15 protein-coding genes and 1 tRNA gene are annotated in these 19866 nt (G+C 68.8%); 7 read left to right on the top strand and 9 right to left on the bottom strand.

Translation table 11 applies throughout. The features are described 5' to 3' along the window. Nucleotides 1-14 precede the first annotated feature (14 nt). The 5 genes from ACFW0G_RS07640 to ACFW0G_RS07660 form a co-directional block, all read right to left on the bottom strand. Nucleotides 15-1403, bottom strand: coding sequence for an MFS transporter (locus ACFW0G_RS07640; protein ID WP_378324035.1), 1389 nt, complete (start codon nt 1401-1403; stop codon nt 15-17). Nucleotides 1404-1473: 70 nt separating this feature from the next. Further along, a complete protein-coding gene (locus ACFW0G_RS07645) occupies nt 1474-1986 on the bottom strand; it encodes an SRPBCC family protein (RefSeq protein WP_378324036.1) in 513 nt (170 codons plus the stop codon). Between the two features lie 49 nt (nt 1987-2035). Beyond that, the gene (locus ACFW0G_RS07650) at nt 2036-2959 is read right to left on the bottom strand and encodes a VOC family protein (protein ID WP_378324037.1); all 924 of its coding nucleotides are present in this window, start codon (nt 2957-2959) and stop codon (nt 2036-2038) included. A gap of 1 nt (nt 2960) precedes the next feature. Beyond that, nucleotides 2961-3818, bottom strand: a complete 858-nt coding sequence (locus ACFW0G_RS07655) for a fumarylacetoacetate hydrolase family protein (RefSeq protein ID WP_378324038.1) — start codon at nt 3816-3818, stop codon at nt 2961-2963. Nucleotides 3819-3849: 31 nt separating this feature from the next. Beyond that, nucleotides 3850-5256, bottom strand: coding sequence for an amidohydrolase family protein (locus ACFW0G_RS07660; protein WP_378324039.1), 1407 nt, complete (start codon nt 5254-5256; stop codon nt 3850-3852). A 104-nt stretch (nt 5257-5360) separates the two neighbouring features. On the opposite strand from ACFW0G_RS07660, the gene ACFW0G_RS07665 reads away from it, so the two are divergent. From ACFW0G_RS07665 to ACFW0G_RS07695, 7 genes are all read left to right on the top strand, one after another. Then, entirely contained in the window at nt 5361-6053 is a 693-nt protein-coding gene (locus tag ACFW0G_RS07665) for a GntR family transcriptional regulator (RefSeq protein WP_378324040.1), read from the top strand. After that, entirely contained in the window at nt 6046-7362 is a 1317-nt protein-coding gene (locus tag ACFW0G_RS07670) for a PucR family transcriptional regulator (RefSeq protein ID WP_378324041.1), read from the top strand. Before ACFW0G_RS07665 ends, ACFW0G_RS07670 begins: the two co-directional genes overlap by 8 nt. A 132-nt stretch (nt 7363-7494) precedes the next feature. After that, nucleotides 7495-7986, top strand: a complete 492-nt coding sequence (locus ACFW0G_RS07675) for a flavin reductase family protein (protein ID WP_378324042.1) — start codon at nt 7495-7497, stop codon at nt 7984-7986. Between the two features lie 30 nt (nt 7987-8016). Continuing rightward, nucleotides 8017-9231 carry an acyl-CoA dehydrogenase family protein gene (locus tag ACFW0G_RS07680; protein ID WP_378324043.1) on the top strand — a complete coding sequence of 405 codons (1215 nt, stop codon included), beginning with the start codon at nt 8017-8019 and terminating at the stop codon, nt 9229-9231. Nucleotides 9232-9558: 327 nt separating this feature from the next. Beyond that, a complete protein-coding gene (locus ACFW0G_RS07685) occupies nt 9559-11895 on the top strand; it encodes a hypothetical protein (protein ID WP_378324044.1) in 2337 nt (778 codons plus the stop codon). A 1113-nt stretch (nt 11896-13008) separates the two neighbouring features. Then, on the top strand, nt 13009-13575 hold the full coding sequence (locus ACFW0G_RS07690) for a hotdog domain-containing protein (RefSeq protein WP_378324045.1): 567 nt from the start codon (nt 13009-13011) through the stop codon (nt 13573-13575). Between the two features lie 306 nt (nt 13576-13881). Further along, nucleotides 13882-15192, top strand: a complete 1311-nt coding sequence (locus tag ACFW0G_RS07695) for an aminotransferase class V-fold PLP-dependent enzyme (RefSeq protein WP_378324046.1) — start codon at nt 13882-13884, stop codon at nt 15190-15192. A gap of 874 nt (nt 15193-16066) precedes the next feature. Here ACFW0G_RS07695 and ACFW0G_RS07700 read toward each other — a convergent pair. The 4 genes from ACFW0G_RS07700 to ACFW0G_RS07715 all read right to left on the bottom strand — a co-directional run bounded on the left by ACFW0G_RS07700 (nt 16067) and on the right by ACFW0G_RS07715 (nt 19830). Further along, nucleotides 16067-17236, bottom strand: coding sequence for a 4-hydroxybenzoate 3-monooxygenase (locus tag ACFW0G_RS07700; RefSeq protein WP_378324047.1), 1170 nt, complete (start codon nt 17234-17236; stop codon nt 16067-16069). Then, complete coding sequence (locus ACFW0G_RS07705; protein ID WP_378324048.1) at nt 17233-17919, bottom strand: O-methyltransferase; 687 nt, start codon at nt 17917-17919, stop codon at nt 17233-17235. Before ACFW0G_RS07705 ends, ACFW0G_RS07700 begins: the two co-directional genes overlap by 4 nt. After that, complete coding sequence (locus ACFW0G_RS07710; protein WP_378324049.1) at nt 17882-19057, bottom strand: alcohol dehydrogenase catalytic domain-containing protein; 1176 nt, start codon at nt 19055-19057, stop codon at nt 17882-17884. The genes ACFW0G_RS07705 and ACFW0G_RS07710 overlap by 38 nt, the downstream gene beginning before the upstream one ends. A gap of 705 nt (nt 19058-19762) precedes the next feature. Continuing rightward, a tRNA-Glu gene (locus ACFW0G_RS07715) sits at nt 19763-19830 on the bottom strand. Nucleotides 19831-19866 lie beyond the last annotated feature (36 nt).

A 19866-nucleotide genomic window follows, 5' to 3' on the forward strand; every position in this document is an offset into this window, starting at 1 on the left:
TTCCTGCAACGGTTTCAGTGCTTGCGAAGGGCCGGTGCCCACGACAGCAGCAACGCCAGGCCGGCGAGTCCGGCCGCGGTGGCGAAGGCGGTGGCGAAGTGCGGAACGGGACCGGTGCCGGTCGCGACGGCGACCAGTGTCGCCAGACCGAGCGCACCGCCCATCTGGCGCGTGGTGTTGACCAGGCCGCTGACGAGTCCGGCTTCGCCGGGAACGGAATCGGCTACGGCGAGGGTGGTGACGTACACGAGACCGACCCCGATTCCCGCGCCGATCAACAGGAACGGCCCCACCAGCGCGGCATAGGCGGGGCCTGGCCCCAGTGCCAGCCATGCGAGCCCGACGGTCAAGGACACGAGGCCGCCGGCGAGCGCGGTGCGGGAGCCCACGACCGCGGCGATCCTGGGCGCGAGCAGCCCGCCGGCGGTGATCGCCGCCGCGATCGGTACCTGGGTGACGCTGGTCGCCACCGGGCTCATGCCCAGCACGATCTGCTGGTACTGGGGCAGGAAGTAGAACATGCCGACGCTGACGGCGCCGAGCAGTGTCATGATCGCGTTGGCCGCGACCAGCGGAGCGCGGGTGAACACCCGCAGCGGCACGAGCGGCCGGGCGACGCGCCGCTCGACGGCGAGGAAAGCGGCCAACGCGATCACGCCGAGGACGAGCGCGCCGAGGGTGACGCCGGCCGTCCAGCCGGCATGTGCACCGCTGACCAGACCGTAGGCGATGCTCGCCATGGCGAGCGTGACGGTGGCCGCGCCACCGATGTCGAACGTGCCGCCCGCGGCAGGGAACGGGCGCACCGTCCACAGCACCACCGCGGCGACCAGCAGTCCCATCGGTGCGTTGATCAGGAAGATCCACGGCCAGCCCAGGGTCTGGCTCAGCACGCCGCCGAGGAGGACGCCCGCGATGCCGCCCGCACCGGACACTCCGCCCCAGATGCCCATCGCCCTGGCGCGCCCGGCGCCGTCGGGAAACAAGGCCATCACGATGGACAGCGCCGCCGGTGCCATGACCGCCCCGCCGGCTCCCTGCGCCAGCCGCGCGCCGATCAGGACCGGCCCGGTCGGAGCGAGCGCACATGCGGCCGATGCCGCGACGAACACGGCGAGACCCGCGACGAACACCCCGCGGCGACGGAACACGTCGGCGAGCCGGCCGCCCAGCAACAGCAAACCGCCGAACGCGACGAGGTAGCCGTCCACCACCCAGGACAGCTCGGCGGGACCGAGGCCGAGACCGGCGCGGATGGACGGCAGCGCGACGTTCACGATCGACGAATCCAGCACGACCATGAACTGGCCCGCGGCGAGCGCGGCGAGCGCGAGCCCCTGGCGGCCCGCGCGCCGGTGATCCGAGGTGAGCGACCCGGCTGTGGTGTGTGATTGATCAGCCACTTTCGTCTCCTGAAAAGGCCCGCGCACGGGCCGGACCTCGGTCGGCTGCCCTGGAGCGCCGCGCGATGAGCTATTCGGCCGTGCCCTCGAGGTGTGCCTTGATCAGTTCCAGGCCGGGCTGGATGAGGGCGGGGTCTTCGACCGGGTGCGGGCCGGGCGGCTCGGTGTCCGGGATCAGCCGCTCGAACAGGCGGCAGAACAGGGTTGTTCCGTCGCCGAGGTCGAAGGTGGTGAAGGTGGCGATCGCGTGCATCGGGGCCAGGGTGCCGTCGTCGTACACGTCCCGGCCGACCACCGTCCACAGTTTGCCGGGGACCCGCGCCACCACGGTGTAGAGCTTCGGCTTCTCGTTCAGTTCCGGCTGGATGGTTTCGAGCAGTTCGTCGCCCATCTCGGCGGGGACGTTCTCTTTGCCGCGTCGTACTTCGGTGCCGAGGGCCATCGGCAGCCATTTCGGCAGGTTCGACCAGGTGGTCACCCAGTCGTACACGTCCTGTGCGGGGCGGTTGATGACGATGCGGTTTTCGACGAACCGGATGTTGAGGTTGTCCGGGATCTGGGGCACGTACAGGGCGGTTGTCATGATCTCTCCTTGTTTCGATGGTGGGACTGGGAAAAGCGGTCGGCCGCGGTCACTGGGAGGGGGCGTGCTGCCCGGTCATCAGCGCGGCGAGGTCGTCCGGTTCCAGGAACGACGGTGGCGGGGGCGGGCCCCAGCTGAACAGGCCTTGCGCGCCTTCGAAGACTTCCGGGGTCCAGATCTCGTCTTCGGGGATACAGTCCATGTCGGCGTAGTACTCGCTGAAGTTTCCCGCGGGATCCTTGAGGTACCAGAAGAAGTTGGACCCCGCGTGGTGCCGCCCGAGGCCCCAGACGTGCCGGTCGGGGTTGCCTGCCAGCATCGCTTTCGCGCCTCGCCCGACGTCGTCGATGTCGTCGACCTGCCAGGACGTGTGGTGCAGGAAGTTCACCGGTGCGGCGAGTGCCAGCACGTTGTGGTGATCGACCGAGCAGCGCATGAAGGCGCCTTTGTCGCCGATGTAGTCGCTGACCTTGAAGCCGAGGCCGTCGGTGAAGAACCGCATGGTGGCTTCGAGATCGGTGGTGCCCACCACGCAGTGGCCGAGTTTCTTGGGCCGGATCGGGTCCTCGCGCAGCACTCCGGGTGCGCGGCCGAACCGCTCGATGCGGCCGGGCCCGTTGTACGGCGTGGCCGGGACGGGCTGCTGCACGATCCGCGGCGCGATTTCGACGCGGACGGTGAAGCCGGAAACCGGCTCGATCGCGGTGACCGCGGTGCCGTCCGCGCCGCCCGCCAGGCCGAGGCGGTTCAGCCGTGACGCGGTCCGCGCGAGGTCGTCGAGGTCGTCGACGCCCACCCCGAGTTCGAGCAACCGGCGGGTGGGGGCGTGCCGGACATGTAGCTGCTCGCCGCCTTCGAGGGTGGTGAAGGCCCCGTCGCCGAGGTGGGTGAGCCCGAAATCGGCGTAGTAGGCGATGGTGTCCGCGACGTTCGGGACCCCCATCGTGACCCGGGTGAGGCGGTGCATGCCCATGTCAGTCCTCCTGTGCGGTCACGAATGTCTGGCGCATCTCCCCGATGCCTTCGATCCAGCTGACGAGCTGCTCGCCGGGCCGCAGGAACCGCTTCGGCGTGCGGCCCACGCCCACGCCCGCCGGGGTTCCGGTGAAGAGGAGATCGCCTGGGTACAGGGTGATAGTGCGCGACAGCGCGGAAATCAGCCTGGCGACCGGGAAGATCAGCTCACGAGTGTGGCCGTTCTGCACGGTCTCGCCGTCGACCGCGCAGCCGAGCGCCAGGTCGTCCCGGTTCGCCAGCTCGTCCGGTGTGACCAGCCACGGCCCGACCGGCGCGAAGTTCGGGAACGACTTGCCCAGGCTGAACTGCGGGGCCGGACCGGCCAGTTGCGAGATGCGTTCGGACAGATCCTGCCCGATCGTCACCCCGGCGACGTGGTCCCATGCGTCGGATTCCGTGACGCGGGTGGCGGTCCGGCCGATGACGGCGACGAGTTCCACCTCCCAGTCCACGTCGCCGCCGGTGGGCAGCACGACTTCCGCGTCGGGACCGGTCAGCGCGGAAACGAACTTGGTGAACGTCGGGGGAAGCCCGTCCGGTGCTTCGAAACCGGACTCGGCGGCGTGGGCGTCGTAGTTCAGGCCGATCGCGATGATCTGCCGCGGGGCAGGGGAGGGCGGGCCCAGCTGCGCGCGGGTGAAGACGACGCCGGGTTCGGCGGGCGGCTGCTGCGCCCAGGCCTGGAACCCGTCCCAGTTCTCGTACACGGACGCGAGACCGGGGCCGAACTTGCCGCCCGACGCCGTTTCGACGTCGATTCCGGTGTCGTCGGCGGTCAGCAGGACCGCGCGTCCGTCCACATTGGCCAGTTTCATTGTTTTTGCCTTTCCGGGATTCGGCCGACCATCAGTAGGTGTAGGTGTAGGGGTTGTCGAGGACCTTGGTGTTGGGGATCTCCGGGTTCATGCCCTCGCGCCAGGCCTGCTCGCCGAGTTCGGCGCGCAGGTAGTCGACGGTTGCCTCGACCGCGCGGCGGGCGCCGGCCAGGTCGACACCGACCAGGCGGTGATCGCGCTTCACGATCCGGCCGTCGACCAGGACCGTGTCGACGTCGGCGCGCTGAGCGTGCAGGACGACGTGCCCGTGCGGGTTCAGCAGCGGCGTCATCGCCGGCGAGTCGTCGTTGCGGACGAGCACGAGGTCCGCCTTCTTGCCGACCTCGACGCTGCCGATCTCACTGTCCCGCCCGAGCGCTCGCGCTCCACCGCGGGTGGCCCACTCGACGACCTGGTCGGCGCGCAGGGAGACATGGGTGATGGTCTCGTCGCGAGCGTGCGCCTGCAGGTGCTCGTAGGCGCGATCGGCACCCAGCGTCGTGCGCATGGCGGAGAACAGGTCACCGCTGCCGAGCACGCAGCTGTCCGGCGACAGCGACACCGGGATGCCGTGGGCGCGCAGGGCGGCCGTCGCGGGATAGCCCTGTCCGGCGTTCTGCTCGCTTTCCGCGGCCACCGACACCGATCCGCCGGTCGCCGCGATGCGGGCGTAGGAGTCGGCGGAGAACGTCGAGGCGTGCACGTACACCGTTCTGGCCTCGCTGTAGCCGTGCTCGTGGATCAGCCGCAGGGCGTCGTCGCCACTCGCGCCCCGGATTCCGGCGTGCGTGGTCACCGCCAGGTCGAGGTCCCTGGCGACCTCGAACGCGGGCTGTTCGGGAAAGCCCGGATCGCCGGTGACGTCGAAGGCGATCTGGAAGCCTTCGAGATCGCCGGACCGGCGGTCGAAGAACTTGCGGAACTCCGGTGTGCCGGTCCAGTTCGCGGGCGCGTCCTGGATGTTGCCGTAGGCCAGCACGAACCTGCCCGGCACCGAGGCGAGCGCATCGACCGCGGCGTCGGCGTGGTCGATCGTCTGCAGGCCGTGGGACCAGTCCACGCAGGTGGTGACCCCGGCGTCGAGCGCCTCCAGCGCGCCGAGGAGGTTCCCGGCGTGGATGTCCTCCGGCCGGAACTTCTTGCCCCAGTTCAGGTAGTACCACACGAAGTACTGCGTGAGCGTCCAGTCGGCGCCGTATCCGCGCGTCGTGGTCTGCCACATGTGCCGGTGGGTGTCGACCATCCCCGGCATCACGATCCCGCCGCGGGCGTCGATCTCCTCGGCGCCGTCGGGAACGACGAGACCGACACCGATGGCGGCGATCCGGCCGTCGACCACGAGAACGTCGTGGCCTTCGAGAACGGTGCGGCCGGAATCCATGGTGAGGACCGTCCCGCCACGGAGCACGGTCGGACGTCGAAGGGTGTTCGCGGGCATCGATGACTCCTGGTGCGGTCGGGGTCCCGGGGGGCTTGAATTCGAAACTAGACCCAAACTTTCGAAAGTTCAAGCGGGATTCGTAAAGTGCTAGGATGGAAGGCATGACCAAGAGCGGCGGAGCGACCCGCACCGACGGCATCCACCAGGCGTTACGCGCCGACATCCTCGCCGGTCGGCTGGTGCCGGGCGACCGGCTCAAGTTCCCGGACCTGGCCGACCGCTACCAAGTGAGCGTCGGCGCCACCCGCGAGGCGCTGACGAGACTGGTCGCCGAAGGGCTGGTGGTGGCAAGGCCGCGTCAGGGCTACCTGGTCCGGCCGCTGTCCCATCAGGACCTTGCCGAGCTGACACAGGCGCGGGCGGAGATCGAATCCCTGGTGCTGGGGCTGTCGGTGCGGGAAGGCGACACCCGCTGGGAGGCCGATGCCGTTGCCGCGCACCACTTTCTGGAACGCGCGCCGTACCGCGACCCGGCCGACCCGGACCACCTGTCCGACGAGTGGTCACAGGCACACGCGGCCTTCCATCACGCACTGCTCGCCGGATGCCGCAACCAGCGGCTGCTCGACGCGGCCCGTGCGTTGCGGCAGGAGGCCGAACTGTACCGGCAGTGGTCGGTATCCCTCGGCAACGAACCCGGCCGCGACGTCGCCGCCGAGCATCGAGCACTACTCGACGCCGTTCTCGCGCGCGACGCCGACCACGCGCAAAACCTGCTGCGTGACCACATCACCCACACCGCCCAGCTGCTGATCAGCTGTGCGCCCGATCAACCCAACCAACCGGGTGAGTGAAGCCGGAGCCAGGGCCTGGGTCAAGAAGCTGAGCCCGCATGGTGCGGTCGACTTCGCGCAGGCGGCGTGCCCGTGGCCGATCATCGAGGAGACCATCGCACTCGTGGGGGAGGATCCGGTGCGCTGGGCCGTCGAGCTGGGCAGCGAGGTCGCGGCGCGGATCCTCAAGGAGGTGCCGTCCCTCGGTGGCGGCGCCGGGGCCCGCGAACGGCTCCGCCGCGGCACCGAGGCGTCCGCCGTGCAGGTGCTGGCCGCGCTCGCCGGGCCGTCCGGGGAGCGCCCGCCGATCAGCGAGCCCACGGCGGAGGGGATGCGTGAGTACGTCCACCGGGCCATCCCGCTCGAGCAGGTGTTGCGCGGGCTGCGCATCGCGCACGCGCTGACGACCGAGGCGTTCCACCGTGCCTGTGCCGAACTCCTCGATCCGTCCGCGGTGATCGAAGAACTCACGGCGGTCACGCAGGAACTGTTCGGCCGCATCGACAAGCTCACCGACGCGATGATCCGGGAATACCTCACGGAACACGCCGCGTGGAGCGTCAGCACGGCCGCCGCGCGCGCCGGTGCCGTGCGCGCACTGCTTTCCGACAGTCCGCCCGCGGACACCGAGCAGGCTTCCCGCACTCTCGGGTACGACCTCGACCGTACGCACGTGGCCGTCGTCCTGTGGTCGGACTCGCCCACCGCGAACCCCGCGCTGCAGACGGCCGCGACCGAGATGCTGCGCTCACACGGCGCGACCGCGACGCTGGTGGTGCCGATGGCGCCCGGCCAGGTGTGGGCGTGGGGCGCCGTACGCGCGCCGATGGCCGGTTCGGCGGACGCCCGCGCGCTGGCGCCCGGCCTCCAGCCACAGCACGGACTGCACGTGGGCATCGGCCTTCCCGCCAACGGCGTCGACGGTTTCCGCCGCTCGCACGCCGAAGCCGGCCGGACGGAACGATTCGAACACCTGCGCCGCGAGGCCGGACAACGGCCACGCGAGTCGACCGCATACGCCGACGTCGCCGTCGCGGCGCTGCTGACCGCCGATCTGACCGCCGCCGGCGAACTCGTGCGCCGCGAACTCGGCGCGCTGGCCGAACGCACCGAGACGATGGCGATCCTCCGCACGACCCTGCGGCACTACCTCGACGCCGAGCGCAGCTTGGTGACCGTGGCCCAGCGCCTGCACATCGCGCGCGGCACCGTCACCTATCGCGTACGGCGGGCACAAGAAGTACTCGAACGCGCGGTGGACGAACGCCCGCTCGCACTGCGGACCGCCTTGGAGCTTGCCGACGAGCTGGGCGACGCGGTCCTGCGCTGAGCGCGGCAAGGCAGCCGAGCGCAACCTCGCGGCGCGATCTTGCGCTCGCGGACCAAGAGGCACCCGCCCTCCCCACGGTCTCATGGGTGATGCCGGAGCACTTCCGGCGCCCTGCGACCGGAAGGCCTGGCGATGATCGACCGAGATACCTTCACCGACCTGGTGAGCGCACTGTGCTCGCCGGTCACCGTGGTGACCACGATGACCGGCGAGGGTCCTTACGGCAGCACCGTTTCCAGCCTCACCTCGCTGTCGAACGACCCGCCGCTGATGACCTTCGCCCTCGCCCGCACCTCCGGGCTGCTGAAGTACCTGCGGCCCGGCGCGCGAGTCGGGGCGAACATCCTCGGCGCCGGCCAGCGGGACATCGCGTCCGCCTTCGCGCACCGCAACCGCGGGCCGTGCGCGAAGTTCGCCGGGGTCGACTGGCGGCCACGCGGCGGGCTGCCGTACCTGCCCGAGTCCGCGGGCTGGACCGCCGGTCACGTGGAGCGCCATGTCGACGGCGGCGACCACGTCCTGCTCGTCGTGCGGGTCGAAGAAGCCGAGTCGACCACGACCGCTCCCCTGATCTACGCGCGCCGGGTCTTCGGCACGCATTCCGCCCACGCCCTCGCCAGCTGACCCGTATCACCGCCCGAAAGAGAGATGACAATGAGCATCGCCCTGGACGCACCGCACGTCACCGACGAAGCCCGCGAGCTGCGCGCCGACCTCGTCGAGCGCGCCGCCAAACTGCGGCCGCTGATCGCCGGGAACGCCGACCGGACCGACCGCGAGCGCAACGTGCCCACGGAGAGTGTCGCCGCGCTGGCCGGGAGCGGCCTGCTCTCCCTGCTGCGGCCCGCTCGCTACGGTGGCCTGCAGACCGACTTCCGCACGCTGCTGGAAGTCAGCCGCGAGGTCGGCAGGGCCTGCGGCTCGACCTCCTGGGTCACCACGCTGCTCAACATCAACTCCTGGTTCGTCGGGCTCTTTCCCGCCCAGGCACAGGACGACGTCTGGGCCGGCACCCCGCAGTCCCACGTCGCCGGCGTCATCACCCCCTCCGGGACCGCGGAGGCAGCCGACGGCGGATACCTTGTCAGCGGGCGCTGGGCGCCTGCTTCCGGCAGCGCCCACGCGGACTGGGCGATGCTCGGAGTGAAGCGGCCGGACGCGGACGGCACCACCGACGCCACCGGGCTGGTGCTCGTGCCGATGTCGGAGCTGACCGTCGAGGACACCTGGTTTGTCAGCGGGATGCGGGGGACCGCCTCGAACACGCTGGCCGGCAAGGACATCTTCGTTCCCGCCCACCGCTTCCACTCCACGCCGGACGCGGTCGAAGGGCACTACGCCACCCCCTACACCGAGGAAGCGCTCTACCGGTCGGCGTTCGTGCCGGCGGCCGCGCTCGTGCTGGCGGGGCCCCAGCTGGGACTTGCCGAGGCCGCCGTCGAAATCCTGCGGGAGAAGGCGCCACAGCGGTCGCTGACCCAGACGTTCTACGCCATCCAGGCCGAAGCCCCGATCATCCAGCAGGCCGCCGCACAGGCCGCGTCCCTGGCCGACTCCGCCCAGCTGCACGCCTACCGCGCGGCGGCGGACATCGACGAGGCCGCGCACCACGGGATCCAGCCGGACTACGACGTCCGGGCCCGGATCCGGATGGACGCCGGGGTCGCCGCGGACCACGCGCGGGAGGCGATCCGCCTGGTGTGTTCCGCGCAGGGCGCCTCGAGCTTCGGCGAATCGAACCCGCTGCAACGGATCTGGCGCGACAGCGAGACCGGGAGCCGGCACGCGGCGCTGCGCGCCGATGTCGCCTCGGACATCTACGGCAAGTCCCTCTTCGGCATCCGCGGCACCGTGACCGAATTCGTCTGAGCACCGCTCCCACACCCCGGAGCGAATCCGCCTGGTGCACCGCCGCGGACGAACTCGGCGGTGCACCAGGCACAGGAGAAAGCCCATTTCACAGGCCGATCGAGGGCCGCCTCCCGCACGACCTCGCAGCACCACCCCGGGAAAGTACTTTCGTGCCTGAAAAGGGGATCGTCGGGCAGACAGTTCTCTCGGACATGGTGTGCCGAGGGGCCATATCACGATGATCAGGTGAAGAACTCGCCGCGGTCCGGCGGGACTTCCTGGTGCACACCGAATTCTCCGCACCGAACGAGAACACCTCGACATGGAGGACGAATGCACCGATGGGTGAGATCACTCCAGGCCGCCGTCGCCGCGGCAGCAGCCGTCACGATGGTGAGCACGACACCGGCAGCCGCGTCTCCGTCCGAGCCGGACGGCACCTCGTGGTCGGTGGTACGGGAAGGTGCCGGCTACCAGATCACCCTGCACCTTCCCCGGCAGCTCGATACCCGTGCCGCGGCACCGGAGATCGCGGTGAACGGCAAATCGGTCGGCGTGGCACACGAGTCGCCGGACCGCAGGACGCTGACCGTCGTCACCGCCGACCCCGCTGCCGCCCACCCGAGCACTGTGCAGCTGGCGTGGAACGGCGCTGTCGGCGGCAGCGCACCACGAACCACGCGGCGCGGCACGATGCCGGCACCCGGCAAGCCGACGCCCGACCCGACAACCACCGGTCGGTACCACAGCACTCGCGCCGACTACGACTTCGGTGACACCGCCCTGACGTTGCCGGGGCTGCCCGGCAAGCCCGTGGAGGAACGGGCCGCCGTGTGGGTGCCGGACGCGCCCGGCAAGCGACCCGTCGCGATCTTCCTGCACGGCCGCTACGTGCCCTGCTATGACGCGAGCACTGGCAAGATGGACGAGGTGGACTGGCCGTGCCCCACCGGGTTCGCCTCGATCCCCAGTTACCACGGCTTCGACCAAGCTGCCGAAGTGCTGGCGAGCCACGGCTATGTCGTGGTGTCGATCAGCGCCAACGGCGTCAACGCGCAGGACAACCAGAACGGCGAGGACTTCGGCACGTCGGCCCGCGGTCAGCTCGTGCTCGACCACCTGGACCTGCTGGCCAAGGCGAACCGCGGCCGCGCACCCGGCTTGAGCCCGTCGCTGCGGGACAAACTCGACCTGGACAACGTCGGCCTGATGGGGCATTCGCGTGGCGGTGCGGGTGTGGTGAAGGCGGCGCTGATGAACGCGGCGCTGCCGCATCCCTACGGCATCAGGGCCGTGCTGCCGCTCGCACCGACCGACTTCGACCGGGAAACGCTGCCGGACGTGCCGATGGCCGTGGTGCTGCCGTATTGCGACGGTGACGTGTCCGACCAGGAGGGCCAGCACTACTACGAGGACACCCGCTACGCCGGCCCGGACAACGTCCTGCGGGCCTCGCTATTGGTGATGGGCGCGAATCACAACTTCTTCAACACCCAGTGGACACCAGGGGACGCGGCGGCACCGGAGGGCGACGACTGGCAAGACGAGAACGACCCCACGTGTGGTCTCAACGCACCGACCACGAGCCGCCTCACCGCCGCGCAGCAGCACCAAGTCGGCGCGTCCTACATCGCCGGCTTCTTCCGGCTGGTGCTCGGCCGGGAAAACGCGTTCCTGCCGATGTTCGCCGGAAACAGCGGCAGCGCCGTCACCGTCGGCGCCGCCACGGTCCTGCAGGAGAGCCAATCGCCCGCTTCCGATCGGCTCGACGTGGCACCGCTGCAGGGGCAGGCACGCGACGTGCGGTTCACCGGCTCGGTGACGGGTGCGTACTGCGCGAGCATGGCCGGCCGATCACCGCAGAGTGGCCTGCCCTCGTGTACGGAGTCCACCTTTACCAACAAGTTCCCGTCGTTCGCGCCGGACGGCTTCGCGAGCCACGTGACGGCGTCCCCGATGCTGCACCTGAGCTGGACCGGAGCGGGAGCGATGACGGCCGCCGTGGCGGAGCACGACGTTTCGCGTTACGCGGCGCTGACGATCCGGGCCGCGATCGATGACATCAGCCCGTCCGCCGATCTGAGGCTCACCGTGACAGACGGGGCCGGCCGGTCGCAGTCGACGACACTGTCCGCGCTGTCCGGGGCGATGACCCCGCTGCCCGGTGCCGGCACCTTCCTGCCCAAGACCTGGCTGGAATCGGTGCGCTGGCCGATATCGGACCTGACGCAGGTCGACGTGCACGATCTCCGGAGCGTGGTGCTGTCGACCGCGACGCCGTCCGGCGGGGTGTTCCTGTCCGATCTGGCGTTCCAGACCGCGGCGGCGGGCGCGGGCGGTCCGAGTGCGCTGCCCCGGATCTCGATCGAGGACACGACGGTCGACGTCGGCACGACCGCCACGACCGCCACGGTTCGGCTCACGCTGTCCCGGCCGAGCCGGGTCCCGGTGGTAGCGAACGTGCAGACACAGTCCGGTGCGCAGATCGCCGCCGCGGCATGGCGCGTGGAGATCCCGCCAGGGCGGACCAGCGCCACCGTGGTCGTCCCGGTGGCCGCCGGAACGACCAACCCGCCCCCGGCGGACAGGGCCTACAGGGTCTTGGTCGCCGCCCCGGTGAACGCGGTGCTCGACCGGAACTTCGCGCACATCACCGTGCACAACCAACCGGCGGCGAGCTGAGCGCCGCTTCGGCACCGGGAACGAACGCCGCACGCCGCTTCGAGCAGCGTGCGGCGTTCAGGCCATGGATCTCACGTAAGCGAGAATCGAGTGCCGGCCGCTGGCTTGTCGCAGCGTCGCGCTCACCGGCGACAACCGCGCCGCCAGGCGGGAACGAATGACCACAGTGGACAGCACGATCACTGGCGAGGGCACGCTCGCGCCGTATGTGTCCGGGCGATTGCGACCGCGACGCGAAAGATCGACCGGCTCCCGCAGGGGCCCCGTTGACTCGTCTCACGCCCACCGAGGCCAAGCCGAACCAAGCTGCTGACTTGGGGTTGCCGGACAACAGGGTCCTGGCCGATGACCGCAGCCAGGAGCCCGACATGCATCGGGCCCGCGCACATACCGGTGGAAGCCGGACACCACCAGGCGATCGGTGGGCAGGAGAGCCAGCGGGGTGCGGCCGGCTCGACACCCTCACCTTGAACCGGGTGGCCGGCCGAAGAACCGGCGATCTGCCCGATCGTCCACGTATCGTCAACTATCTTCCCCGCTGTCTTGACAATTAGTGGCCCTATCGTATTTGTAGCGCGATTAGTGTTTTCCTGTTCCTTGCTGTTTCTGGGCAATAATCCGGGGTCGGTACAAGGCGCGCGCATGACGCATGCGTTAACGGGCGTAGGGCATGTGTGAAACTGTGAAAGGGTGATCAACTGGGCACTTGAAGTGGTCAGCTTCGGGTGTGTACCGTTGCGCTGGTCGGCGGGAAGCTCCTTCGCGGGGGTGACGCGGAATTCTCAGTGGCGAGATGTCTGTATCCGCTACTCCAATCACACATTCTCGGATGTGGGCATGAAAGCTTTCGTTTCCTGCCACTGAAAATGTCCGCCTGAAGCGGTCGCGCCTGAGGAGAATTAGCTGATGCATGACTATATTATTTCTGTTGCGCGAGAACTATTGGATTCTTCGCGCGGTACGGACATTGACGAAATCGCTGCCGTAGCAGGTGTCGAAGTAGACGTTGTCAGGGATTGTCTGTCGGATGTGGCGGAGGTGGGGACACTCCTGGGTGCCGGCCCGTTGTCCGCCGGCCCCGTGGCCGCCGCCGCGGAAGGTCGGTGATTCGGGATGCCTTCGTTCGACGGTGCGGCTCTTGGCCGGTCGGCGGCCGGCGGGTGCGCGCCTGCCGCGCGGCCCAGGATCGTCGATGGCCGGAGTGTGTCCGGCTCTGGCGACCCTGTTCGGATCGGGGAAACGCGCAGCGCCCGTTACGTTACCCAGCCCGGCGATTGTGTGCGCCTGGGCGGTCCCGGTCCTGAATGGACCGACAAACCTCCAGTGGTCGCCTCGTACGTATTGATCAGACTGTGCGAGCAGTACTGCATGGCCGTGCTGCTGGAAACCATGCCGCGGGGGTACTGCTCGGTGGGTAGCGGACAGCACTTGAACCATCGGGGCCCGATCGCCATCGGCGCCGAGATCGAGACCACCGTCCGCTGCGCGGAGGCCGCGGGACTGCGCAGCAGGTGGGACGTCACGGTCCGGGACGCGCACAGTGTGGTAGGTGAAGGGTGGATGACGTTCGCCTTGGTCGAGAAGGCCGGATTCGAAGCCCGGCATGTCGCACCCAAGTACGACATGCTCACCCGCTCCGCGGCCGGAAATACGTATTCGGCGGGAAGTACCGGGACCTAGCGGGCGATACGGGTTATCGTCAGAACGGACAGGGTCTGTGGCGTGGACGTGAGGGCGTGTCGGCGACCGCGCCAATATTCGATACCTGCCCATTTCGTCGGCGTATTGAACAGTTGAGCAGTTCACCGCTTCCGCATGTTCTCATCGGCAGCGGAGAGATCGTTGCGTCAGACGGACACGAAGTGTCCAGAAAAAAAATCGTAGTCGATGTCAAGTAGAATCCAGGGGTTCCATCGGATTTCACAGTGGATCCGGTTTGCTGGCCCATTCACATGGATTCCATCGTAATCCTTGGGGTGACCACTCGTGTCCGCAGTCGCACAAGCCCACCGCTCCGAAGGCCTGGAAGAAACGACATGGCGAGCACTTCGCCGCGAGTTCCGCCTCGACCCGTCCCGGCTACACCTGGCGAACTTCTTCCTCGCCTCCCCGCCGACATCCGTCCGTGCCGCGGCCGACCACTGGCGGGCCCTGCTGGACTTCGATCCGCACCTGCTGGAGTCGTTCCTGCTCGGCGATCTGGCCGAGCTGGGCTCCGGAATCGCCTCCGACAGCCCCTACTTCCAGGCGAAGACCGCTATAGCCGGCTACCTGGGCGCGCCTGCCGAGGAGGTGGCCTTCGTCCCCAGCACCACCACCGGACTGGCGCTGATCTACAACGGCCTGTCCATCCCCGCCGACGCCGAGATGGTGATCACCCCCGACGCCCACTATTCCCTTCATCAAGCGGTGCACCGCGCGGCGGAGAAGAACAGGGCGGCCGTACGCCGCTGCAGCCTGTACCACGACCCCGCACACACGACCCGGGAAGAGATCCTCGACCGCGTCCGCGCCGCGCTCACGCCGCGCACCCGCTGCCTCGGCCTCACCTGGGTCAGCTCCCGCACCGGCGTCGAACTCCCGCTACCGGAGATCGCCGCCCTCGTCGCCGATGCCAACCGCGACCGCGACGAAGCCAGCCGCTGCCTCCTCATCGTCGACGGCGTCCAGGGCTTCGGCGCGGAAGACCACGAGACCGCCCGGCTGGGCAGTGACTTCTTCATCGCCGGTGCCCACAAGTGGTTCCTCGGCCCGGCCGGCACCGGCGTCGTGCACGGACGAGCACAGGCATGGCGGCAGATCGCGCCCACGATCCCCTCCTTCGAAATCGACACCACTCTCCATACCTGCTGGCTTGGCGACCGTCCCCTGCCCGCCACCCGGGCTTCCTTCGTGGCCCCCGGCGGCTTCACCGACTACGCCAACATCTTCGCGCTGACGGACACAGTCCGATTCCACCAGCGGATCGGACGATCCGCCATCGCCGCCCGCATCCGGGAACTCAACACCCGACTGCGGCACGAACTGGCCGGCACCCCCGGCATCCGGCTGCTCACCCCGACGGACCCAGCCATGGCCAGCGGCCTCGTCTGCTTCCAGATCCCGGGCCGCACCGCCGCCACGGTCGTGGCCGCACTGGCAACGCACGGCATCAAAGCCGCCACCTCCCCCTACGAGGAAGAGACCATTCGCATGGGCGCCGGCATCATCAACAACCACGACGAAATCGAGCACGCCGTCGCCACGCTACGAGGACAGTCCCGGCTGCCCGGGGTAACGGCGCTGCCCAGTTGCTGACGCGGGCTGAAGAGACTAGGGGTACGTCACCAACGGGTGGAGATCGCCGCCAGGACCGCTTCCTGAAACGTCTCCGCGTTTCCCACCCGATAGGCCGTGTCCGCGGGGGACACCCACCAGACCGCTGAACCCGACACGAGCCTGCTTGGCGGTAACGGCAGCCACACCGATTGGCTCAACAGCCTCACCCGGGAAGCCGGCTCCGGTCGCAGCCGGGCACCGCATTCGACGAATACCCGCGCGCCCTGGGGCGTGAACATCACTGGACACAGCTGATCCTTCGCCAGCCGAGCTGCCGCGGCCGCGGCGAGCGATACCGGCATGCACAGTACGTCGAAAACCCGGCCTGGCGCCGTCAGGATCATCCGCGGCGACGACCACCACTCCGCCACTTCCCCCGGGTCCTGGACCAGGCCCCGCAACGGAGCCGGCGACCCCAGGACGCGACGTCCGGCGGAGAGGTACGACAACCCGTCACACGCCGGCCCCGGAGCAACCTGCCAACCTTGCATGACGTACTGCCGGGCAGCTTCGCACAGGCGACTGCGGGCTCCAGGAGACGGGGCGGCAATCACATGTTCCAGTGTCCGCACCGCGTTTTACGGCTGACGTTCCTTCTGTCACGGTCCGGTTAACAACCTGGCCGGCCTGCACGATCACGCCGAAGCCGTTTGGTGCCCGTCCCGAGCGGTCTGGTCGGCGGCGTCCGGGTGGAAGATGCCGTTTCCGAACCCGCCGAGCTGTCCGAGTTCGTCGACCGCGGCTCGGTGGCGGGCCGAACCCAGGTAGCCCGAGCCGCTGGGGCCCGGCGCGCTCCTGGCCGCGCTCGTAACCCTGCTGATCCGGCCCGCACGCGAAGAGGACGGACGCGTCGTCAGCCGGCGTACTCGCTGGCGAAACCGGCGGCGTTCGCCGAGGAAGAACGCCACTTCTTCAGTCGCGCCACTTGGAGCCGATAATGAAATTCCGGATCCCCGCCAGCCGTCGCGCACAGCAGATCGATCATGGAGTGCGAAAACTCCTGAGTCGCCCACACCCGCCGATTCACTTCCGCGCTGTATCCGGCCAGACCGCGATCGTCACCGGTTCGCATGGCGAGCAGGACGGCCCTCGCGAGATCGGCGGCATCGGCGATGGCGAGATTCATTCCCTTGCCGCCGAAAGGAGTAATGGTGTGCGCCGCGTCGCCGACAAGGAACATGCCGCCATACCGTAGTTCTTCCGTCACCGCGGACCGCATCGTGAACAAGTTCTTCTCGATGATGCGTCCCGGGCCGGGCAACGGGCCTTCGGCGACGGCGAATCGGCGGCGCAATTCGGCCCAGATCCGCTCGTCGTCCCATGCGGTGAGGTCGTCTCCCGGATCGGCTTGCAGATAGAACCGGCTCGTTTCGGGAGTGCGCAGGGCGTGAATCGCGCAGCCATCTCGGTGCAGCGCGTAGACCATATCGGTGGTGATCGGCGGCGTCGCGGACAGGACGGCGAGCAGACCGGCCCGGTAGTCATGGGTGACGGTGCGCTGTTCCACGCCGGGCGCCATCCGGCGGCAGACGCCGAGGCTGCCGTCACAACCCGCGACGAACGTCGCCGGCAATGCGCGTTCGGTACCTGTCTCGTCGGTGAATCCGACCACTGGCTGGCCGGAACCGAGCTCCGATATCGCGGTGACCGGGGTATCGAAGAGAATTTTCCCGCCGTTGCGGAGCAACCGGTCGATCAGGTCGCGGACGAGGAACTGTTGCGGGTAGACGTAATGGACACGTTCACCGGTGAATCGGCCGTAATCCAGGGTGAAACGCTCGCCCGCGAACCGGAACTCGCAGCTGTCGTGGGTCGTGCCCGACCGCAACAGCCCGTCGGCCAGCCCATGCGCACGCAGGGTCTGGACGGTCCGGTACTCGATCAGCCCGGCCCTGGCCCGGTGTTCCACATGCGCCCGGCTCGCTCGTTCGAACACCACCGTCGGCACCCCGGCGTCGTGCAGGATGTTGGCCAGCACCAGCCCGGACGGGCCGGCCCCCACCACGGCGACCAAGGCGCTCACGCTTCTTGACCACCCTGCTCGTCGAGGCGCCGGGCCAGGGTGATGCCGTCCGCGACGTTCAGCATCACCAGTTCCACCCGTTCGTCCGCGCGTGCGTGCTCGTTGAACGCGTGCACCGCCGCGGCTTTCGTCCCCGGCTCGGGACTCACCACCTCACCGGAGAAGAGACTGTTGTCCACGATCAGCAGACCGCCCGGTCGCACCCGCGGTACCAGCTCCTCCCAGTAGCCGATGTAGCCGGGCTTGTCGGCGTCGATGAACACCAGGTCGAGATGCGGGGTGCGGGGTAACGAGCGCAGGGTGGCCAAGGCTGGACCGATGCGCACGTCGACCCGGTCCGCGACGCCGGCCCGCTCGAGATAGGGGGTGCTGAGGACGAGAAAGCCGGGGTCGATCTCACACGTGAGCACTCGGCCATGAGCCGGAAGACCCCTGGCGAGCGCGATCGTCGACGAACCGGTGAACATGCCGACTTCGACGACCGTGCGCGCACCGGTGAGGTTGACCAGGAAGGTCAGCAGCGTCGCTTCCTCCAACGGCAGCGTCATGTGCGCCATCCGCGGAACGGCTTCCCGGGTGACCTGTGCCAGCTCTTCCAGCAGCGGGTCGGTCGCTCGGCCGTGGTGAACCAGATACTGGTGAAGCTCAGGCGTGCACGCTATCGCCTTGGGCGAGACGGGCAAGACGGTTCTCCTCCCACAGCCCGGAGAGCTGATCCACGTGAACGATGGTTTTTCCGGCGGCCGGAGTGAGACCGCGGGACAACTGACCGGGGACGTCCTCCAGCGCGAGCACCTGCCCGACCAGCGCGCGAGGATCGAGCCGCCCGGCGGCGAACAGGTTCAGCAGATACGGGAAGAGCGCGCCGCAATGGCCTCTCGAACCCACCAGCCGCGCCGCGTTCGAAACCCACGGGTTCGTATCGACCAGCGCGGGCACATCGGTCCGGGAAACCAGCACGACGCGCCCGCCGGGCCGGAGGTGGTCTTCGATGAGCGGCAGTGTCGACGCGGGGTCGCCCGAGGCCTCCACGTGTACCTCGGCGTCCAGGTTGTCCAGCCGATGTTCGGCGGGATCGAGACACGCGGTGAAGCCGAGGCGCGCGGCGAGATCACGCCGATCCGCTTGGGGATCCAGGCCGACGACGCGGCTCGCGCCCGCGATACCGGCCAGCAGGCCCGCGAACAGGCCGAGCGGCCCGAGCCCGTGAACCGTCACCCGCTCCCCGGGACGGATTCCGCCGCCTTCGACGAACAACGCGTTGTAGACACATCCCAGGGGTTCCAGGAGAGCACCGGCGAGGAGCGTGTCCTCCTGGCTCCAGCCGTTGTCGCACAGCGGATTCAGCCGATGGCAGGCCGTCTGTGGCACGACGACGTACTCGGCGAGCGCGCCCGGCGCGGTCAGACCGGCCAGCACCGCGTTCTCGCATTGGTTGCGACGGCCGCCCAGGCAGGTGTCACAGGTACCGCAGGCGAGGACGCTCTCCAGCGCCACGAGGTCGTGCGGCCGGACCCGGGTCACCAGTTCACCGGTGCCGACGACCTCGCCCGACGCCTCGTGGCCGAGTATCACCGGCAGTTCGAGAGGCCCGCCGAACGTGGGTGTGTTGTCGGGATGGAACCGGCACGCGTCGAAGTCGGTGCCGCAGATGCCGCACAGCCCGACGCGCACCAGCACTTCCGTGGGACCCGGGACGGGGATCGGCAGGCTCACGATGTCCAGGCGGCCAAGCGGGGAAGCGCTTTCCGGAGCGCTCAGCACCAGCGCGCGCATCCGGCTGCCCTCGACGTGCCGCGGCTGATCGGCTGTCACCGCCATTATCGCGCAAGTTTCATGGGTATCGCACTCGCTTTCCTGAGAGTGACGTGCCGGAAAACTTCGTAATCACGATGCCCAGAACGTGGGGCGTCAACTATTCGACATCAGCATAGGGTAATGCGCCGCAGTCTACAAGGGACAGTTCCGGCGCATGCTTGCCGCGGATCTGCGGAAAGTGGAACAGCATTCTTTACCGTAAAACGCACAACGGCTGCCACTGAAAGGTACTTTTGGACAGTGAACCGAGTCCATTGAGGTTTTCCCAGTAAGGGGCGGGAGTGTGGCTTCGCTGGGGTGTTTGCTCGAGGTGGTCGGGTGGTGTCGGTGGCTGGTGGGGGCAGGCTCGCGGTGGTGTGTCGCGGATGGGACATTGACGACGTTGAACGTCCCCCATGTCCCATTCGCGACACCGCCACAGCGGAGCCGACTTCGTCGCCGAGGCCCATCCGGGAGTCGAACCCGGTCTGACGACTTTGCAGGTCGTCCCACGACCGTCATGACACGGGCCGGATTCAGCGGGTGGCGTCGCGCGCCGTGGTGTCGAGCCACGTCGGCCAGGATCATGAGTCCCGGCTGGCTGCCGAGCCGCGCGCGTCCGCGTCGCGGGGAGGTCCGCGACGGGGGGTGGGGTGACCGACCGGACTCGCACCGGCTGATTCCCGGAGCCACAATCCGGGGCCTCGTCTCCTTCGGCTTCGGTCACAGCCGTCCTGGCGGGAGTCGAACCCGCGCCCTCCGGGGTGAAAACCCGGCGTCCTGCCGTTGGACCAACGCGCCGTCGCTACCCGGCGCTCACCCGGGCCGCGTGA

Origin of the sequence: Amycolatopsis sp. NPDC058986 (assembly GCF_042741125.1) — a bacterium.
In the GTDB taxonomy this organism is placed as follows: Bacteria; Actinomycetota; Actinomycetes; order Mycobacteriales; family Pseudonocardiaceae; genus Amycolatopsis.

Coding starts and splice junctions, on each gene's coding strand:
- ACFW0G_RS07655 (WP_378324038.1), bottom strand. CDS start 3,818: ATGAAACTGGCCAATGTGGACGGACGCGCGGTCCTGCTGACCGCCGAC.
- ACFW0G_RS07710 (WP_378324049.1), bottom strand. CDS start 19,057: ATGGCGGTGACAGCCGATCAGCCGCGGCACGTCGAGGGCAGCCGGATG.
- ACFW0G_RS07690 (WP_378324045.1), top strand. CDS start 13,009: ATGCCTTCGTTCGACGGTGCGGCTCTTGGCCGGTCGGCGGCCGGCGGG.
- ACFW0G_RS07650 (WP_378324037.1), bottom strand. CDS start 2,959: ATGGGCATGCACCGCCTCACCCGGGTCACGATGGGGGTCCCGAACGTC.
- ACFW0G_RS07675 (WP_378324042.1), top strand. CDS start 7,495: ATGATCGACCGAGATACCTTCACCGACCTGGTGAGCGCACTGTGCTCG.
- ACFW0G_RS07660 (WP_378324039.1), bottom strand. CDS start 5,256: ATGCCCGCGAACACCCTTCGACGTCCGACCGTGCTCCGTGGCGGGACG.
- ACFW0G_RS07645 (WP_378324036.1), bottom strand. CDS start 1,986: ATGACAACCGCCCTGTACGTGCCCCAGATCCCGGACAACCTCAACATC.
- ACFW0G_RS07665 (WP_378324040.1), top strand. CDS start 5,361: ATGACCAAGAGCGGCGGAGCGACCCGCACCGACGGCATCCACCAGGCG.
- ACFW0G_RS07680 (WP_378324043.1), top strand. CDS start 8,017: ATGAGCATCGCCCTGGACGCACCGCACGTCACCGACGAAGCCCGCGAG.